The 17,549-nt window shown below is 61.8% G+C and carries 17 protein-coding genes and 1 pseudogene; 17 read left to right on the top strand and 1 reads right to left on the bottom strand.

Features of this window, described 5'->3' with window-relative positions; all coding sequences use genetic code 11:
• The first annotated feature begins 15 nt into the window (after positions 1-15).
• From U5709_RS03070 to U5709_RS03025, 10 genes are all read left to right on the top strand, one after another.
• On the top strand, positions 16-627 hold the full coding sequence (locus U5709_RS03070; protein ID WP_321972735.1) for a EutP/PduV family microcompartment system protein: 612 nt from the start codon (positions 16-18) through the stop codon (positions 625-627).
• Between the two features lie 78 nt (positions 628-705).
• A complete protein-coding gene (locus U5709_RS03065) occupies positions 706-1,299 on the top strand; it encodes a EutP/PduV family microcompartment system protein (protein ID WP_321972734.1) in 594 nt (197 codons plus the stop codon).
• Between the two features lie 53 nt (positions 1,300-1,352).
• Positions 1,353-2,555 (top strand): acetate kinase, encoded by a 1,203-nt coding sequence (locus U5709_RS03060; RefSeq protein ID WP_321972733.1) that lies wholly within the window; start codon positions 1,353-1,355, stop codon positions 2,553-2,555.
• A 167-nt stretch (positions 2,556-2,722) separates the two neighbouring features.
• On the top strand, positions 2,723-3,775 hold the full coding sequence (cobT, locus tag U5709_RS03055; RefSeq protein WP_321972732.1) for a nicotinate-nucleotide--dimethylbenzimidazole phosphoribosyltransferase: 1,053 nt from the start codon (positions 2,723-2,725) through the stop codon (positions 3,773-3,775).
• The gene (locus U5709_RS03050) at positions 3,772-4,353 is read left to right on the top strand and encodes a bifunctional adenosylcobinamide kinase/adenosylcobinamide-phosphate guanylyltransferase (RefSeq protein ID WP_321972731.1); all 582 of its coding nucleotides are present in this window, start codon (positions 3,772-3,774) and stop codon (positions 4,351-4,353) included. Before cobT ends, U5709_RS03050 begins: the two co-directional genes overlap by 4 nt.
• Positions 4,341-5,162, top strand: coding sequence for an adenosylcobinamide-GDP ribazoletransferase (locus U5709_RS03045; RefSeq protein ID WP_321972730.1), 822 nt, complete (start codon positions 4,341-4,343; stop codon positions 5,160-5,162). The genes U5709_RS03050 and U5709_RS03045 overlap by 13 nt, the downstream gene beginning before the upstream one ends.
• On the top strand, positions 5,159-5,527 hold the full coding sequence (locus tag U5709_RS03040; RefSeq protein ID WP_321972729.1) for a bifunctional adenosylcobinamide kinase/adenosylcobinamide-phosphate guanylyltransferase: 369 nt from the start codon (positions 5,159-5,161) through the stop codon (positions 5,525-5,527). Before U5709_RS03045 ends, U5709_RS03040 begins: the two co-directional genes overlap by 4 nt.
• Before the next feature lies 1 nt (position 5,528).
• Positions 5,529-6,143, top strand: a complete 615-nt coding sequence (locus U5709_RS03035) for a histidine phosphatase family protein (protein WP_321972816.1) — start codon at positions 5,529-5,531, stop codon at positions 6,141-6,143.
• A gap of 130 nt (positions 6,144-6,273) precedes the next feature.
• Entirely contained in the window at positions 6,274-7,419 is a 1,146-nt protein-coding gene (locus tag U5709_RS03030) for a 1-propanol dehydrogenase PduQ (RefSeq protein ID WP_321972728.1), read from the top strand.
• 51 nt (positions 7,420-7,470) lie between these two features.
• The gene (locus U5709_RS03025) at positions 7,471-7,827 is read left to right on the top strand and encodes a BMC domain-containing protein (RefSeq protein WP_415860345.1); all 357 of its coding nucleotides are present in this window, start codon (positions 7,471-7,473) and stop codon (positions 7,825-7,827) included.
• Between the two features lie 100 nt (positions 7,828-7,927).
• Here the strand turns inward: U5709_RS03025 and pta are convergent, their stop codons facing one another.
• Positions 7,928-8,905, bottom strand: coding sequence for a phosphate acetyltransferase (gene pta, locus U5709_RS03020; RefSeq protein WP_321972726.1), 978 nt, complete (start codon positions 8,903-8,905; stop codon positions 7,928-7,930).
• A 197-nt stretch (positions 8,906-9,102) separates the two neighbouring features.
• Here pta and glf point away from each other — a divergent pair, with 197 nt between their 5' ends.
• The 7 genes and pseudogenes from glf to U5709_RS02990 all read left to right on the top strand — a co-directional run bounded on the left by glf (position 9,103) and on the right by U5709_RS02990 (position 17,547).
• Complete coding sequence (gene glf / locus U5709_RS03015) at positions 9,103-10,305, top strand: UDP-galactopyranose mutase (protein ID WP_321970738.1); 1,203 nt, start codon at positions 9,103-9,105, stop codon at positions 10,303-10,305.
• A gap of 72 nt (positions 10,306-10,377) precedes the next feature.
• A complete protein-coding gene (locus U5709_RS03010) occupies positions 10,378-11,421 on the top strand; it encodes a glycosyltransferase family 2 protein (RefSeq protein ID WP_321972725.1) in 1,044 nt (347 codons plus the stop codon).
• 240 nt (positions 11,422-11,661) lie between these two features.
• Positions 11,662-11,919, top strand: a pseudogene (locus tag U5709_RS10650) (hypothetical protein); the annotation flags it as partial.
• A gap of 20 nt (positions 11,920-11,939) precedes the next feature.
• Entirely contained in the window at positions 11,940-12,182 is a 243-nt protein-coding gene (locus U5709_RS03005; protein ID WP_321972724.1) for a hypothetical protein, read from the top strand.
• Between the two features lie 833 nt (positions 12,183-13,015).
• Positions 13,016-13,291: a 30S ribosomal protein S15 gene (gene rpsO / locus U5709_RS03000; RefSeq protein WP_321970734.1), complete on the top strand. Its 276-nt coding sequence runs from the start codon at positions 13,016-13,018 to the stop codon at positions 13,289-13,291.
• Between the two features lie 139 nt (positions 13,292-13,430).
• Complete coding sequence (locus U5709_RS02995; protein WP_321972723.1) at positions 13,431-15,659, top strand: polyribonucleotide nucleotidyltransferase; 2,229 nt, start codon at positions 13,431-13,433, stop codon at positions 15,657-15,659.
• Positions 15,660-15,882: 223 nt separating this feature from the next.
• Positions 15,883-17,547, top strand: coding sequence for a ribonuclease J (locus tag U5709_RS02990; protein WP_321970732.1), 1,665 nt, complete (start codon positions 15,883-15,885; stop codon positions 17,545-17,547).
• The last annotated feature ends 2 nt before the right edge of the window (positions 17,548-17,549 follow it).

The raw sequence follows: 17,549 nt of genomic DNA, 5'->3' as shown, positions 1-17,549 counted from the left end.
CGGGTCGCGGTGTAGATGAAGAAGATTTTGCTTGTTGGGCGTAGCGAAGCAGGCAAGACAACGCTCACCCAGGCTCTTAATGGTGGCGTCCTTGACTACAAGAAGACCCAGTACATGGGCTACGGAAACGTCGTCATCGATTCTCCTGGCGAATACGCGGAGACCAGCACGCTTGCCCGCGCCCTTGCTCTTTACACGTACGAGGCCGACTGTGTTGGCCTTCTGATCAATGCAACCGAGCCTTTCTCGTTGTATCCGCCGGCTGTCACCAGCGCCTGCAACCGCCCGGTCATTGGCATTATCACAAAGATTGACTCTCCTGATGCCAACGTGCCTCGCTGCACCCACTGGCTGGAGCTCGCTGGCTGCAAGGAGATTTTCCCGGTGAGCGCCTACTCTGGTCAGGGCATCTGGCAAGTTCTCAACTATCTGAAGGAACCCGGCGACGTGCTTCCCTTTAAGAACGAGGAGGAGGCCAACAGACCGCGCCTTGTCCTCTCGGACAAGTACGGAGAGATCGGTAAAGTGGGCGCTGGTGCGCGCAGGTACAGCTGGACCGAAGAACACGCGCGCAAGGATGCCGAGGCCGGCGCTGGCTCAGATGAAGAATCTGACGAGAAGGCCTAGGTCAGCGTATAGCCGGCTATTTTGAGGGGGCGCGGACGTTGTGCGCTCTTGTCATGTGAACCTTCGTTTTGCTTGGAGATGCAACTCGTGAAGAAGATCGCGCTCATGGGGCGTAGCGAGTCTGGAAAGACCACCCTCATCCAGGCCCTTCGTGGTGGGGTCATCGATTACAGGAAGACCCAGTATGCCTATCACGAGGACGTTGTCATTGACACGCCGGGGGAGTGGAGCGAGAGGGCCCTTTCGAAGGCCATGTCGCTTTACACCTACGAGGCTGAGGTCGTCGGCCTGGTCATGAGCGCCACCGAGCAGACCTATCGCTTCCGTCCTGGCGTGGCCACCATGTGCAACCGACCGGTCATCGGCATCGTCACAAAGACTGACTCGCCAGATGCAAACGTCGTCCGTGCGACCGAATGGCTCAAGGTGGCCGGCGTATACAGGATCTTTCCCGTTAGCTCCTACACCGGCGAGGGCTTGTGGCAGCTCCTCGAGTACCTCAAGGAGCCAGGCGACGTCCTTCCTTGGGAGACCGAGGAGGCCGCCGAGGCTCCCAGGCTCGTGAAGTCCGATAAATATGGTGAGGTCAACAAGGTGGGCGCCGAGGCCAACAGATACAGCTGGGCTAAGTATCATGCTGATAAGGCGGCGCGTGAGTTCAATGGGGACTAGCGTCGCCTTTTGATAGTTCACAAGTATTGTCTAAAGTTTAGAAAGAGACGCCAATGAAGGTTCTTGCCGTTAACGCAGGCAGCTCTTCGCTTAAGTACCAGCTCATCGACTCCGATACCACTGAGGTTCTTGCCAAGGGCCTGTGCGAGCGCATCGGAATCGACGGTCACCTCATTGCCAAGCGTGGCGGCGACACCTATTACCACGAGGCACCCATGCCTACCCACAAGGAAGCCATCGAGGCCGCCTTCGCCAGCCTCACCTCTCCTGAAGAGGGTGTCGTCTCCAGCCTCGCCAGAATCGATGCCTGTGGTCACCGTGTGGCCCACGGCGGCTCCTTCAAGTCCTCTGTCCTCGTGACCGACGAGACCATGGCCGAGATAGAGAGCCTCATCGAGCTTGCCCCGCTGCACAACGGCCCCGAGGTCACCTGCATCAAGATCTGTCAGGAGCTCATGGGTGCCGACAAGCCGCAGGTCGCCGCATTTGACACCTCTTTCCACCAGACCATGCCGGCCGAGGCCTACTCCTACGCCGTGCCCGCCGAGTACGTCAAGAACGACCGCATCCGTCGTTACGGCTTCCACGGCACCTCTCACCGCTTCGTGGCCGCCCGTGCCGCCGAGATGATGGGCAAACCGCTCTCCGATCTCAAGATCGTCACCTGCCACCTTGGCAACGGCTCCTCCGTCACCGCCGTCGACGGCGGCAAGTCCGTGGACACCTCCATGGGTTTCACCCCCGGCGCTGGCCTTCCCATGGGCACCCGCTGCGGCGACATCGATCCGTTCATCGTCACCCACCTGATGAACAAGCACAACCTGTCCGCCTCCGACGCCAACTCCATCCTCAACAAGAAGTCCGGCGTGCTTGCCGTCTCCGGCGTCTCCAGCGACTTCCGCGACATCGAGGCCGAGGCCGACAGGGGCAACGCCGACTGTCAGCTTGCCCTGGACATGTTCGCATATGGCGTCAAGAAGCTCATCGGTGCTTACGCCGCTGCCATGGGTGGCGTCGACGCCATCGTCTTCACCGCCGGCGTCGGCGAGAACGACGGTCGTGTTCGCGAGGCGGCCTGCAAGGGCCTCGAGTTTCTCGGTGTGGACTTTGACTCCGAGGTCAACGCCGGTGCCCGCGGCAAGGATACCGTCATCTCCAAGCCCGGCTCCCGCGTCCAGGTCATGGTCATCCCCACCAACGAGGAGCTCATGATCGTCAACGACGTCGTGGCCATCGCCAGCGGCAAGACCCTCTAGGATCTTCTCGCGACTTAGCGCTCGTATGGGACGGCCCTTCCGGGTGGGAGGGCCGCTATTCGTTGGGCCCCATGTGACCGCACGCGACAAGGATTTATACCCAAGGCCACATTGGGTGGTTTAGGATGAGTAGAGTTTTCGGGAAGCGCTTACTAGGGGAGAAGGGCATGGACTTCTGCGATCTCAACCAACGAATCAAGCCCTACGACGAGGCTGCGGCGCAACGTGCCGTGGCCCAGTGGAACTCCATTGCCAAGCCCATCGGCAGCCTCGGCGTCCTTGAGGACGATGTCGTGAGGATCGCCGGCATCACCGGCTCTGAGGACATCGACATCTCTCGCAGAGCCGTCGTCGCGATGTGCGCCGACAACGGCGTTGTCGCCCAGGGCGTAACCCAAACGGGCCAGGAGGTCACGGGGTTTGTCGCGGCCAACATGGTGCGCAACCGCTCAAGCGTCTGCCAGATGGCAAAGCCCGCTCGCGCCGACGTCGTGCCGGTTGATGTTGGCATCGCCTCTCCTGTGAAGGGTATTCTCGATAAGAATGTCATGCGAGGCACCAATGACATGACCAAGGGGCCCGCGATGTCGCTCGATCAGGCGCGAGCCGCCATCCAAGCTGGAATCGACGTCGTTCATGACCTTGTTGGCCAGGGCTACAAAATCATCCTCACCGGCGAGATGGGCATCGGCAACACGACGTCCTCATCGGCCATCGCCTCCGTGCTCATGGGTGTAGATCCACAGGTCGTAACCGGCAAGGGAGCAGGACTTTCGGACGAGGGCCTCTCACGCAAGGTCAAGGCAATTCGCCAGGCCATCCAGGTCAACCGACCTGATGCGTCTGACGTGCTAGACGTTTTGTCAAAGGTCGGCGGGCTCGACATCGCCGGCATGGCCGGCACATTCATCGGGGGCGCCCTCGAGGGTGTACCCGTTGTCGTCGACGGCTTTGTGAGCCAGGTAGCGGCACTTGTCGCCACAAGGCTGTGCCCCGCCAGTCATCAGTTTATGTTGGCAAGCCACCTTTCTGCCGAGCCCGCGTCTCGCATGGCCATGGACGAGCTTGGCTTGGATCCTGTGATCTATGCCGGAATGAGGCTAGGTGAGGGAACGGGCGCCGTCTGTCTGCTGCCGCTTCTTGACATGACGCTCATGCTCTACCGGGGCACCACCTTTGACGCGACTGGCATGGACGCCTACGACGAGGAACTCGTGTGAAAATTCTTGTCACAGGGGGATCTTCCAGCGGAAAGTCCGCGTTTGCCGAGAAGGTCGCATGTTCACTCTCAAAGCCGCATATCTACTTTGCAACGATGCAACCCTTTGGCGAGGACGGCGAGAGACGCATTGCGCGCCATCGCGAGCTTCGCCGCGAGCGCGACTTTCTCACCGTGGAGTGCTACGGGGGCTACGAAGCGCTTGACCTCGCGGCTGCAGCGGGCGTTTCTGTCTCTGACGGCACGCTGCTCGTCGAGTGCGTGGGAAACGTCGTGGCAAACGTCCAGTTTGGCTCCGGCGAGAAGGGCGAGACGCTCCCCGAAACCGTTGGCGAGCTTGCCGATGCCGTCTTCTCGGGCATCGAGGCGCTCTCGCTGCAATGCGCAAATGCCGTGGTCGTGGCAAACGAGATAGGCTCCGACGGCATATCCTATCCCTGCGAGACGAACGTCTACATGCGTGCGCTTGGCGCCGTCAACTGCCGTCTTGCCGCCTGCTTTGACGTGGTCTATGAGGTTGTGGTCGGATGCCCGGTGGCCCTCAAGAGGCCGGAAGGGACCTTCGCATGGGAGCTTTAATGAGCGTGCTTCGCTCCATGGTCATGTCTTTCTCTCTGTTTTCCAAGATTCCGATGCCGCAGGTTAGATGGGAGGAGAACAGCATGCGCTACCTCATGTGCTTCTTCCCTCTGGTAGGTGCGGTTGAGGGCGCGCTTCTGTGTCTGTGGGCCCAGATGGCGCACGCCCTTGGGCTGACGGCGCCCCTTGTGGCGGCGGGTCTTCTGGCCCTGCCGGTGATCGTGACGGGCGGCATCCACCTTGACGGCTACTGTGACGTCCATGACGCGCTCTCCAGCCACGCCGAGGCCGAGCGCAAGCGCGAGATTCTCAAGGACCCCCATGTGGGCGCCTTCGCCGTCATCGGCGTGGTCACCTATCTGCTGGTCTACTTTGGCCTTGCGTGCGACCTTGCGCAGGTGGGGCTAACGAGTGGCCTTACGGTTTCAATGGCGGTGCCCATCGTCCTGGTGCCGGTGATCTCTCGCTGCCTTTCGGGCCTGTCTACCTTGTCCTTTCCCAAAAGCTCCTCGAAGGGCATGCTCTCGATGGAGGGCTCCTCGGACAGCAAGGGGCGCGCCATCGGCGTCCTTGTCGTCGTGCTGCTTGTGTCGATTGCCCTTCTGCTGTGGTTCAACGCCCTGGCAGGAGTCTTCATGGCCTTCTCGGCTCTTTTGACCTTCATGGCCCTGTGGCGACTGTCATTTGAGCAGTTCGGTGGCATGAGCGGCGACCTTGCCGGCTGGTTTTTGCAGGTGGCAGAGCTTCTCATGCTTGGTTGCCTCGTGCTTTCAGCGCACCTGTCGCAGATGGGGGTGACGCTCTGGTGATCTTGGTGATTGGTGGGCTGGCCAGCGGAAAGCGGACCTTCGTGCGCTCGTTGGGCTATGCCGACTCTGACATTACCGACGCCTTCGTTGACCAAAGGCCCGTCGTAGCCGATGCCCAGGAGCTTGTCCGCGGCGCAAACGACCCGCAGTCCCTGAGTAAGCTCGTCTGCCAACTTGCCGAGAAGGACGTTGTGACCTTCGTCGAGATGGGCTCCGGCGTTGTTCCGATCGACCCCTGCGAGCGCGTGTGGCGAGAGACGTGCGGCCGGATGTGCTGCGAGCTTGCCGCCAGCGCGGACGCCGTTGTTCGCATGGTGTGTGGCATCCCCACCTGGCTCAAAGGCGAGCCCTGCCGTGGCCGTTGAGATGAAAGTCGCGCTGCTCAGACACTCCTTTTGTGAGGGAAACCTTCGTCATGCCTACGTTGGCGGAAGGACGGACCAGCCTCTTTGCGCCCAGGGGATTGCCGAGGCGCGGGCTCGCGCGGGCGCGCTTGAGGTGCGCATGGAATCGGCGGGCCTCTCGATGCCAGAGGTTGTCTACACCAGCCCCATGATCCGCGCGCGCCAGACCGCGGGGCTTCTCTTTGGCAATGCTCGTCTTGTGGATGTCGAGGGCCTGCGCGAGATGGACTTCGGCGACTTTGAGAACAGAAGCGCGGCCGACATGGAGCGTGATGTTGCCTACCGCGCCTGGGTCGACGCCCAGTGCGAGCCCGCCTGTCCTAACGGGGAGTCCAAGGCTCAGTTTTCCATTCGTACCTGCGAGGCATTCGAAGACGTTCTTAGAGACGCCCGGGAGGCGGGGGAGAGGCAGGTGGTCATAGTTGCCCACGGGGGGACCATCATGTCTTTGATGGGCGCCTTCGCACGTCCCTCGCGTGACTATTACTCCTGGCACGTCGCCCCCTGCTTCGGCTATGCATGCGAGGCTCGTCTTGAGGACGGATCCGTCGTCCTTCTCGACGCGCGTGCCCTCTAGCTGTTTTTGGGTCATCGGTTGCCCAAAAAGTGCATTGAGCAAACAAGGTAGTGCTCACAACCCCTTGGGGGATAAGACGAAAATACCAGCAAGATGTGTACGCTTGCTTCAATCGTCAAGGAGTGATCCGATGCAGAGCTGGAGCGTAAAGACAGACGTTTACTATGGCCAGGGCGCTCTGGACCGTCTTGCAAGCATTTCCAACAAGCGCGTCCTTGTCGTCACGGACAGCTTCATGACAACTTCCGGCACCGCAGACAAAGTTGCCTCTCACCTCACCAATTGCGAGGTGAAGATCTTCGACAAGGTCGTTCCCGACCCGCCGATCAACGTTGTCTCCGAGGGTGTCAAGTGCCTGCACGAGTTTGGCACCGAGTTCATCGTTGCCCTTGGTGGCGGCTCCTCGATCGACTCCGCCAAGGCCATCCGTACCATTGCGCAGGAGAGCGTGGGCAGCAAAGCCTCTGACATCCCGCTGGTGGCCATTCCCACCACCTCCGGCACCGGCTCCGAGGTCACCAACTACGCCGTCATCTCCAATCCGGAGAAGGGCGCCAAGTACCCACTCTCCGGCGACCACCTGCTTGCCTCCGAGGCCATCCTCGACCCCGAGCTGACGCTTTCCGTCCCGCCTGCGATCACTGCCGACACGGGCCTGGACGCCCTCACCCACGCCATCGAGGCCTACGTCTCCACCGGTGCCGGTGACTTCACCGACGCCTGGTGCGAGAAGGCCGTGCAGCTCATCTTCGAGTACCTGCCGAGCGCCTTCAGGGGCGGCGACACCCCCGAGGCCGTCAAGGCCCGCGAGAAGATGAGCAACGCCGCCACGCTTGCCGGCCTTGCATTCAACATCGCTGGTCTGGGCGTCAACCACGGCATCGCCCACGCCGTCGGCGCGCGTTTCCACCTGCCTCACGGCCGCGCCTGCCAGCTGTTACTTGCGCCGGTCATGGCCTTCAACGCCGATCTCGGCAACGTCCGCAACGGCGAGTACTCCGTTGCCGCCCAGAAGTACGCCCACCTGGCCAAGGTCCTTGGATTCAGCTCCGCGAGCATTCGCATCGGCGCCTCTAACATGATCCGCGAGGTCGATCGGCTCTGTCGCACCGTTGGCGAGCCTGCTACACTTCGTCAGTGTGGCGTCGATTCCGCCGAGGCCCGTGTAAGCATCCCCGAGCTTGCCGCTAAGGCCGTTGTCGACCCCACCACCTCCACGAACCCGCGCCCGATTTCCGAGGAGCAGGTCGTCGAGATTCTGAAGAAGCTCGTCTAGCTCGGATAGGAGCACAGCGACATGGACCTAAACCTCGATCAGATTGGCGTCATGCAGGATGGCAAGCTTCGCGTCATCCAGGAGTACGTCCCCGGCAAGCAGGTGACGCTTGCCCACATCCTGGCAAGCCCCAGCGAGGTGATCTTCACCAAGCTTGGCCTTGACCCCACCGTCGACTACGAGCAAGCAGCCATCGGCATCCTCTCCATGACCCCCTCAGAGATTGCTGTCATCGCTGCCGACGTTGCGGACAAGGCCGCCAAGGTTGACATGGGTTTCATCGACCGCTTTAGCGGCACGCTCATCATCACCGGCCGTATCTCCAATGTTCGGACGGCCCTGACGAGCATTCTTGACTACCTGCGACGCACACTTGGTTTCACGGTGTGCACCATCACCACCACGTAGGTCTCTTGCCAAGATTCACAAGAAGGGAGGCGCCCCCTTGCGGGGCGCCTCCCTTTTCTGTCCTGCTCTGCGATTTTGCTAGCTGGCGCTATGTCACCTATTACTCGGCGATCTGGCACTGAGCGGCGGTGATGGCAACCACGCCCACGATGTCGTCGGCGGAGCAGCCGCGAGAGAGATCGTTGACGGGCTTGGCAATGCCTTGCAGCAGCGGGCCGTAGGCCTCGGCGCCGCCAAAGCGCTGAACCAGCTTATAGCCGATGTTGCCGGCAGCGAGGTCGGGGAACATCAGGATGTTGGCCTTGCCGGCAACGTCGGAGCCGGGTGCCTTGGAGGCCGCGACCTCAGGCACGATGGCGGCGTCAAGCTGAAGCTCGCCGTCGACGGCCATCTCGGGGTCCCTCTGCTTGGCCAGCTCGGCGGCCTGCTTTGACTTTGCGGCGGAGTCGCCGCCGGCAGAGCCCTTGGTAGAGTAGGACAGCATGGCCACGCGCGGCTCGCCGCCAACGAGGTTCTTGAAGGAAGCGGCGCTGGAAATGGCGATCTCAGCCATCTCCTCGGCGGTGGGATCGATGTTCAGGCCGCTGTCGGCAAAGATCAGCGTGCCGTCCTCGCCGAACTCGGGGGTCTTGGTGCACATGATGAAGAACGCGGAGACGAGCTTGGTGCCCGGGGCGGTCTTCAGGATCTGCAGGGCCGGGCGCAGGGTGTTTGCGGTGGAGTGGCAGGCGCCGGAGACAAGGCCGTCAGCGTCGCCCATCTTGACCATCATGGTGCCAAAGTAAGTGGCATCGTTCATCTGCTCGGTGGCCTGCTCGAGGGTCACGCCTTTCTTGGCACGAAGCTCGGCGAACTTCTCTGCGTAGGCTGCCTTCTTGTCGGAGGTGGCAGGATCGATGACGGTGGCGCCGGCAACGTCGATCTGGGCAGGGTCGCCGAGGATGACAAGGTTCGCGAGGTCCTCTTCGATGATCTTCTTCGCCGCCTCGATAGTGCGCGGGTCCTCGCCCTCGGGCAGGACGATGGTCTTCTTGTCGGCCTTAGCGGCTTTCTTCATGCGGGCGAGAAAATCGCTCATGATTCTACCTCCATAAAATCTGCTCTACATTACGTCGCTTGACCCCGCAATTTGTGCTCGTTAACGGGTAGCGAGGCCCAAGCGGCACCCATTATAGATTTGTGGTGCTAAAATCTTCCGGACATTATGTCAAGAGGTGAGTGTATTCTTGCCGTCGGCCTTTCGGCCTCTTTTGCAACCATCCTGAGAGGAACCACATGAACATCCAGAGCGGTCTGGGAGCGAGCTTCAACCCCGAATCCTACGATGTCCTCGTCGTCGGCTGCGGCTATGCCGGCTGCGTCTGCGCCCGTCGTCTCGCCGAGTCGTGCGGCTGCAAGGTCGCCATCCTCGAGCGCCGCGACCACATCGCTGGCAACGCTTACGACTATGAGGACGAGGCCGGCATCCTTATCCACAAGTATGGCCCGCACATCTACCACACCGTGAACGAGCGGGTGAACTCCTTCCTCTCTCGCTTCACCGACTGGACCGATTACCAGCACAAGGTGCTCGCCAACATCCACGGCACCCTCATGCCCGTCCCCTTCAACCACAAGTCCCTGAAGCTCGCCTTCGGCGACGAGAAGGGCGAGCGCCTCTACCAGAAGCTCGTGGCGACCTTCGGCGAGAACAAGAAGGTCCCCATTATGGAGCTTCGCGAGAAGAACGACCCCGAGCTCGTCGAGGTGGCCGATTACGTCTTCGAGAACGTCTTCCTTTACTACACGATGAAGCAGTGGGGCCAGACGCCTGACCAAATCGACCCCTCCATCACGGGCCGCGTGCCGGTCTTCGTGGGCGACGACGAGCGCTACTTCCCGGGCGCCCCGTTCCAGGGCATGCCGGCCGAGGGCTACACCAAGCTCTTCGAGCACATGCTCGACCACGACCTGATCTCTGTCTTCACCGAGGTCGACGCGCGCGACGTCCTCAAGGTGGCCTCCGGCGCCGTCATGGTGGGCAACAAGCCCTACGCCGGTGAAGTCATCTACACCGGCCCGCTCGACGAGCTCTTTGGCCTCGACCTGGGCGCGCTGCCGTACCGCACGCTCGATATGGTCTTCGAGACCCTCGATGAGGATCAGTTCCAGCCCGTGGGCACCGTCAACTACACCACGAGCGAGGACTTCACCCGTATCACCGAGTTCAAGAACATGACCGGCCAGGTCGTGCCCGGCAAGACGACCATCATGAAGGAGTTCTCCAAGGCCTACACCCCCGGCTCCGGCGAGACCCCTTACTATGCCATTCTCGAGGACCAGAACCTCGAGCTCTACAAGAAGTACCGCGAGCGCGTCGCCGGCGCCCTCAACTTCCACTGCGTCGGCCGTCTCGCCGAGTACCGCTACTACGACATGGACGGCGTCGTGGCGAGTGCCCTCGACCTCTCCGACGAGCTTATCGCCCAGCGCAACTAATTAAAATCGCACGCTAGTGGGCGGGCCGTGAGTCGCGGCCCGCCCTTTTTCTCGATAAGGACGTGAAAACACGTGAGCAGCGCAAAGAAAACCATCTCGTTCGGCATCCCGTGCTACAACTCCGCCGAGTACATGGACAAGTGCATCCTGTCCATCCTCGAGGGTTCCGATTATGCAGATGACGTGCAGATCGTCATCGTAGACGACGGCAGCACCAAGGACGAGACCCCGGCCAAGGCCGATGAATGGCAGGCGCGCTACCCCAACAACATCAAGGCCGTCCACCAGGAGAACGGCGGCCACGGCGTCGCCGTCATGAAGGCCGTGGCCAACGCCGACGGCGTTTACTTTAAGAACATCGACTCCGACGACTGGGCCGATGCCGACGCGCTCAAGGCACTTCTCGCTCAGCTGCGCCGTTTCATCGAGATTGACGAGAAGGTCGACCTGGTCCTCACTAACTACGTGTACGAGCACGTCGAGGACAACACCCGAAACATTGTGGACTACCGCAAGGTGCTCCCGGTTGGCCGCGTCTTCGCGTGGGCCGAGATGGGTCACTTCAAGGTGAGCCAGTACCTGCTCATGCATGCCCTGACCTATCGCACCGAAACCCTGCGCTCGGCCAACCTCCAGATGCCGCCCCACACCTTCTACGTGGACAACATCTATGCCTACGTGCCGTTCCCCAAGTGCCACAGTCTGTATTACCTGGACGTCGACCTCTATCGCTACTACATCGGCCGCGAGGACCAGTCCGTCAACGAGAAGGTCCTGACCAGCCGCGTCGACCACTACTGGCGCGTCGCCCGGATCATGATGCAGGCTTATCACGTCTATGACGACATCGACTGCGTCCAGCTCCGCGGCTACATGATGAACTACTTCACCATCATCATGGCCATCTGCTCGGTCTTCTCCAAGATGAGCGACCGCGAGGACGGCATGGACGAGCTGCAGAAGCTCTGGGACGAGCTCAAGGCCTACGACGCGCGCATGTACCGTCGCGCCAAGCACGGCGTCATCGGCCTTGCCACGAACCTCCCTGGTAAGCTCGGCGAAAAGATCACCATCGGCGGCTACAAAATCGCCCAAAAGGTCGTCAAATTTAACTAGCGGCGGCCTCATCGCCACGAAAGGACCCCTCCGACCCGCTCGTTCGCTCAGAGCTCGCTTACGCGAAATCACGGATGAACAGATCGGAGTGGTCCTTTCGTCGGCCCCACAAACTTTACTCTCGATTTGGCGGAGCCAGAACCGGTGGCTTGCTTCAGGCGGGAAGGATAGGGCGTTGATGAGGTCTAGCCGCTTTTTGACTCCAAAGGTAAAGAGAAAGAGACGAAGCTTAAGGATTGCGTGTACTCGGGCGACGAAAAGTTCAAAATCGCGGATTACCCGACGCCTGCCAAGGTCGGCAAGGACTCCACGATTAAGCACGTCACGAACGGCGTGAATCCGCAGGGCTGCATGGTCCACAGCTTCAAGCAACCCTCCCACGAGGAGCTCTGCCACAGCTTCATGTGGCGCGTCATGATGCACATGCCGAATCGCGGCCACCTCGGCGTCTTCAACCGCTCCTACTACGAGGATGTCCTCGTCGTGCGCGTCCACGACCTGCAGAAAAGGGCTACGACATGCCCTCCCGCCGCATCGACATGGATTCCGACTACTTCTTCAAGAAGCGCTACGAGCAGGCCAAGCGCTTCCTGGTCGGCATCGACGAGTCCAAGAACTGGAAGTTCTACGCCTCCGACATGAAAGAGCGCGAGCTTTGGGACGACTACCAGAAGGCCTATGAGAAGGCCATCGGCGGCACCACGTCAAAGCACGCCCCCTGGTACGTGATCCCCGCCGACCAGAAGTGGTTTGCCCGCTAACTGGCCTACGAGGCCATCGTCTCCGTCCTCGAGAAAATCGACCCGCACAATCCCGAGATGCCCTACGACCAGAAGGCCGACCTCGCCGCCTGCAAGCAGCAGCTCGGCTCCGGTGCCTAAGCACATCTACCAGTCATTCTCCTCAAACTGAGGGTTATGCGCCCTCTACTCGAGTCCCAGAACGCAAAACCCTCGAAACCAGGCTGATTTCCTCCTGCTTTCGAGGGTTTTGCGCTCCGTCCCCAAACCGACCGTCGCAAAACCCTCGATTTGAGGAAACATTTCCGTCTCCACCTCAGGTCCGGCCCCGACACAGGCTCCCGAAACCCGCAAGCTGAGCAAGAGTTCTTCTTATTTGCTCTTCATTACCCTCAAAACCTCCTTTCCGTCACAAAACCGTTCTCGTAAAAGTAGGGGAGAGGAACACAGCAACAAAATCCCGGGTTTGGGGCTGCGCCTTCCTCACGGGCCAAGCGCTCGCTTCGCTCGCTCGCTGCGCGAAATCGCCCGTCGAGAAAGGCTCCGCCCCAACCCCAGGCTCCGTCGCCACGATTCAGGTCGAGCAGCTTTACCCCAACGTTGTAACCGAGCTGTTCGCGTCCCTCGCCTTATCGGCGATTTCGCGTAAGCGAGCGAGCGGAGCGAGCGCTGAGCAGATAAGGCGAGGGGCACGAACAGCTCGGTTACAAACGGTTGAGTTTATGTCCCTCCCGTGAACCGTGAACAACATGTGGTAATCTAGCGAAGGTTTGTTGGTACCCCTCACTTGGACGCACGCCACCCACCGGCGACGAACCCAGTCCGGGGCGAATTCACAGAAAGGTGGATCAAGTATGATCACCAGGGAGCAGAAGGCCGAGCTCGTCAAGAAGTACGGCAAGAACGAGGCAGACACCGGTTCCGCCGAGGTTCAGGTCGCCATTCTCACCGCCCGCATCAAGGAGCTCACCGAGCACATGAAGTCCCACAAGAAGGACTTCCACACCCGTCGTGGCCTGCTGATGCTCGTCGGCAAGCGTCGTCGTCTTCTTTCCTACATCAAGAAGAACGACATCGAGAACTACCGTAGCCTCATCAAGAGCCTCGGCATCCGCGACAACATCCAGTAAGTCACACACACGCAAAAACGGGGGCGCCCACGGGCGCCCCTTGTTGTGTTTTCCGGGACAGGCCCGGCAAACACCGCGGGGGTTGGCCCCGCAAGATGGCCCGCCTGCAATGGGGCAGGCGGAGATAAGGGAAATAGAAATGGCAAAGGTTACTCACGAGTTCGACCTCTACGGCAAGCACTACATCCTCGAGACCGGCGAGCTGGCCAAGCAGGCCACCGGCGCCTGCCTCGTCAAGTGCGGCGAGTCCACGGTGCTTCTGACCGCCGTGGTCTCCAAGGAGCGCAAGGACTACGACTTCTTCCCGCTGACGGTCGACTTCATCGAGAAGATGTACGCCGTGGGCCGCATCCCCGGCGGCTACCTCAAGCGTGAGGCCCGTCCTTCCGAGAAGGCGACCCTCACCGCCCGCATGATCGACCGCCCGCTGCGCCCGTCCTTCCCGGCCGGTTTCCGCAACGAGGTCCAGGTCGTCGCCACCACGCTTGTGGCCGACCAGATCAACCCCGTCGACACGATTTGCATCATGGCCGCCTCCAGCGCCCTGACCGTCGGCGGCGTGCCCTTCGAGGGCCCGCTGGCCTGCGTGCGAATCGGCCGTGACCGCAACACCCACGAGTTCATCGTCAACCCCACCTACGAGGAGCGCGACAACTCCGACCTCGACCTCGAGCTCGGTGGCGCCGAGGGCTTCATCTCCATGCTCGAGGCCGGCGCCGAGGAGATCTCCGAGGAGGACATGCTCGCCGCCATGGCCTTCGGCCAGGAAGCCATCGCCGCCTTCTGCGAGGAGCAGAAGAAGTTCTTCGCCAAGGTCGAGGAGGTCAACGGCCCCATCCAGCAGCGCGAGTACGTTCTCGACGAGCCCACGCCCGAGGTCCACGAGCGCGTCTTCGCCCACTTCGACGAGATGGACTCCGCCCTCAAGGACGCCGATAAGCTCTCCCGCATCGCCAAGGTCGAGGCCCTCAAGGCCTCCATCAAGGACGAGTTCACCGAGGAGGAGCAGGCCAAGTACGGCCGCGAGATCCCCGTCGAGCTCAAGGCCCTCGAGAAGCACGCCATGCGCCTCATGGTCGTCGAGACCGGCGAGCGCGTTGACGGCCGTGCCGCCAACGAGGTCCGCCCGCTGATGATCAAGCCCGACTACCTGCCCCGCGTTCACGGCTCCGGCCTGTTCCAGCGCGGCCAGACCCAGGTGCTGTCCATCTGCACCCTGGGCATGCTCAACGAGTGGCAGCGCCTTGACACCATCGAGCCCGTCGATGGCAAGCGCTACATCCACCACTACAACTTCCCGCCCTTCTGCACCGGCGAGACCGGCCGCATGGGCTCCCCGAAGCGTCGTGAGATCGGCCACGGCAACCTCGCCGAGCGTGCCCTTCTCCCGGTGATCCCCTCCGAGGAGGACTTCCCCTACACCGTCCGCGTGGTCTCCGAGGTCATGGAGTCCAACGGCTCCTCCTCCATGGGCTCCACCTGCGGCTCCACGCTGGCCCTTATGGATGCCGGCGTGCCCCTTAAGCGCCCGGTCTCCGGCGTGGCCATGGGCCTCATCCAGGAGAATGGCAAGACCGTCGTGCTCACCGACATCCAGGGCCTCGAGGACTTCCTCGGCGACATGGACTTCAAGGTGACCGGCACCACCAAGGGCATCACCGCCATGCAGATGGACAATAAGGCCACCGGCCTCACGCCCGAGATCCTGCGCTCCGCCCTCATGCAGGCCCACGAGGGTCGCATGTTCATCCTCGACGCCATGCTCGAGCAGATCAGCGCCCCGCGCGAGTCTCCCAAGGACTGCGCGCCCCAGATCATCAGCCTGCAGATCCCCACGGACAAGATCCGCGAGGTCATCGGCTCTGGCGGCAAGGTCATCCGTGGCATCCAGGAGGACACCGGCGCCACCATCGACATCCAGGAGGACGGCACCGTCTTCATCGCCGGCGTGAACGGTGCGGGCGACGCCGCGGCCGAGCGCATCAAGGCCATCGTCAAGGTTCCCGAGGTGGGCGAGGAGTACACCGGCCGCGTCGTCGGCATCCAGCCCTTCGGCGCCTTCGTCGAGCTCCTACCCGGCAAGGACGGCCTGCTTCACATCTCCCGCGTTGCCCAGGGCCGCGTCGACAAGGTCGAGGACGTCCTGAACATCGGCGACGAGGTCAAGGTCCGCGTCCTCGAGGTCGACGAGAAGGGCAAGATCAGCCTTGACCGCATCGACAAACCCGAGGCTCCCGCCGGCTCCGGCAAGCTCTCCGGAGAGGACGAAGGTCGTCGGCACGCGGACGGCGAGCGCCGCGGCCGCCGCCGTCGCCCCGGCGACAACGGCGGTGAGAAGCGCCAGCCGCGCCGTCATCACGATGCCTAGTCGCACAAGCGAATAAACGCCATGTGAGAGGCCCTGCGAAAGCGGGGTCTCTTTTTATGTATGTCGGAGCTGTTCTGGCAGTCCGCCCACATTCTGGTTACAATTGAAATCTGCGTTTTCGGCGCACGGTTAGGATTGTTCGGCTGGCGGTAGCCCGCAGCCGTCTCATAAATAGAACTGCACGTCCGCACAAAGACCCAAACGAAAGGATTTGTTTCCGCACATGGCCAAAAAGGACACTGCCCTCAAGATCATCCCGCTGGGTGGTCTGGACGGCATCGGCAAGAACATGACCGCCTTCGAGTACGGCGACGACATGGTCTTGATCGACGCCGGCCTCATGTTCCCCGACGACAACATGCCCGGTATCGACCTCATCCTGCCGGACTACACCTACGTTCTCGAAAACGAGCACAAACTCCGCGGCATCGTGGTCACCCACGGCCACGAGGACCACACCGGCGCCCTGCCGTATCTCCTCATGGACCTCGCCAAGAAGGTGCCCATCTACTCGAGCAAGCTCACCTTGGGCTTCATCGAGGGCAAGCTCGCCGAGCACAAGATCAAGAGCCCGAAGTTTCGCGAAGTCACCGACGGCTCCAACGTCAACCTCGGCCTCATCAACCTCACATTCTTCTCGATGACGCACTCCATCCCGGGCGCGCTGGGCGTCTATATGCAGACCCCCGCGGGCACCGTCATGCACACGGGCGACTTCAAGCTCGACAACACGCCTATCGACGGCGTCCATCCCAACTACCAGGCGATCAACAAGTTCGGCGGCAGCGGCATCGACCTTCTGCTCTCCGACTCCACCAACGCCACCCGCCCTGGCTACACGCCCTCTGAGGCCGCTGTCGGCCCGAACCTGCGCCACATCATCAAGAACGCCCCCGGGCGCGTTTTCGTGGCGAGCTTCTCCTCCCACATCCACCGACTGCAGCAGGTCTGCGACGCCGCCGTGGCCGTGGGCCGCAAGGTCGTCGTGACCGGCCGCTCCATGGTGACGAACACGAAGGTCGCCCGCGAGCTCGGCTATCTCAAAATCGCCGAGGACGACATCCTCGACGCCTTCGACATCAACAAGCTCGACACCGACCAGGTCGTCGTCCTGTGCACGGGCTCCCAGGGCGAGCCGCTCTCGGCGCTCGCCCGCATGGCCAACGGCGAGCACAAGTCGCTCTCCATCAACGCCTCGGACACCGTGATCATCTCCGCCACGCCCGTTCCCGGCAACGAGAAGAGCGTCCAGGCAATCATCAACTCGCTCTCCAAGATCGGGTGCGCCATCTACGACAAGAGCCAGACGCTCGTCCACGTCTCGGGCCACGGATCGCAGGAGGAGCTCAAGCTCATGCTCTCCATGGCCAAGCCGCGCTACTTCATGCCTGTCCACGGCGAGGCCCAGCATCTGCGCGCCCATGCCAAGCTCGCCCTTGACCTCGGCATGAACGAGGAGAACGTCTTCATCCTCGACAACGGCGACTCGCTCGAGATGGTGGACCACCGCGTCCGCCGCGGCCGCGCCGTCGAATCCGGCGTCGTCTACGTCGACGGCGGCACCGTGACCGAGGCCGACCCCGTCGTCATCCGAGACCGAAAGAAGCTCGCCGACGAGGGCGTCGTTACCTGCACGATTGCCCTAACCGGCCGTAAGGGCACCGTCAAGGCCATCGAGATCAACGCCCGCGGCGTCTCGTTCGCGAGCGACCCGGCTATCGTCGAGGAGGCTCAGGCGCTCGTCCGCCAGCAGGTCGAGAAGCTCACCCACGCCGAGGGCGTGAACATCGACGCCGTCCGCAGAAACGTCCGCAACCAGATCTCGAACCTTCTCTGGAACAAGACCCATTCCCGTCCGATGGTCATCCCGGTCGTGCTGGAGGTTTAGCG

It is taken from the genome of Paratractidigestivibacter sp. (assembly GCF_963660155.1).
GTDB lineage: Bacteria > Actinomycetota > Coriobacteriia > Coriobacteriales > Atopobiaceae > Paratractidigestivibacter.
Note: the sequence above shows the minus strand (reverse complement) of the source record. Positions and strands in the feature narration are given on the sequence as shown.

Bases quoted from the DNA above. Each gene is read 5' to 3' on its own strand.
- U5709_RS03070 (WP_321972735.1), top strand. From the start codon at position 16: ATGAAGAAGATTTTGCTTGTTGGGCGTAGCGAAGCAGGCAAGACAACG.
- rpsO (WP_321970734.1), top strand. From the start codon at position 13,016: ATGATCACCAGGGAGCAGAAGGCCGAGCTCGTCAAGAAGTACGGCAAG.
- U5709_RS03025 (WP_415860345.1), top strand. From the start codon at position 7,471: ATGCAGGATGGCAAGCTTCGCGTCATCCAGGAGTACGTCCCCGGCAAG.
- glf (WP_321970738.1), top strand. From the start codon at position 9,103: ATGAACATCCAGAGCGGTCTGGGAGCGAGCTTCAACCCCGAATCCTAC.
- U5709_RS02995 (WP_321972723.1), top strand. From the start codon at position 13,431: ATGGCAAAGGTTACTCACGAGTTCGACCTCTACGGCAAGCACTACATC.
- U5709_RS03035 (WP_321972816.1), top strand. From the start codon at position 5,529: ATGAAAGTCGCGCTGCTCAGACACTCCTTTTGTGAGGGAAACCTTCGT.
- pta (WP_321972726.1), bottom strand. From the start codon at position 8,905: ATGAGCGATTTTCTCGCCCGCATGAAGAAAGCCGCTAAGGCCGACAAG.
- cobT (WP_321972732.1), top strand. From the start codon at position 2,723: ATGGACTTCTGCGATCTCAACCAACGAATCAAGCCCTACGACGAGGCT.
- U5709_RS03045 (WP_321972730.1), top strand. From the start codon at position 4,341: ATGGGAGCTTTAATGAGCGTGCTTCGCTCCATGGTCATGTCTTTCTCT.
- U5709_RS03060 (WP_321972733.1), top strand. From the start codon at position 1,353: ATGAAGGTTCTTGCCGTTAACGCAGGCAGCTCTTCGCTTAAGTACCAG.
- U5709_RS03030 (WP_321972728.1), top strand. From the start codon at position 6,274: ATGCAGAGCTGGAGCGTAAAGACAGACGTTTACTATGGCCAGGGCGCT.
- U5709_RS03065 (WP_321972734.1), top strand. From the start codon at position 706: ATGCAACTCGTGAAGAAGATCGCGCTCATGGGGCGTAGCGAGTCTGGA.
- U5709_RS03005 (WP_321972724.1), top strand. From the start codon at position 11,940: ATGCCCTCCCGCCGCATCGACATGGATTCCGACTACTTCTTCAAGAAG.
- U5709_RS02990 (WP_321970732.1), top strand. From the start codon at position 15,883: ATGGCCAAAAAGGACACTGCCCTCAAGATCATCCCGCTGGGTGGTCTG.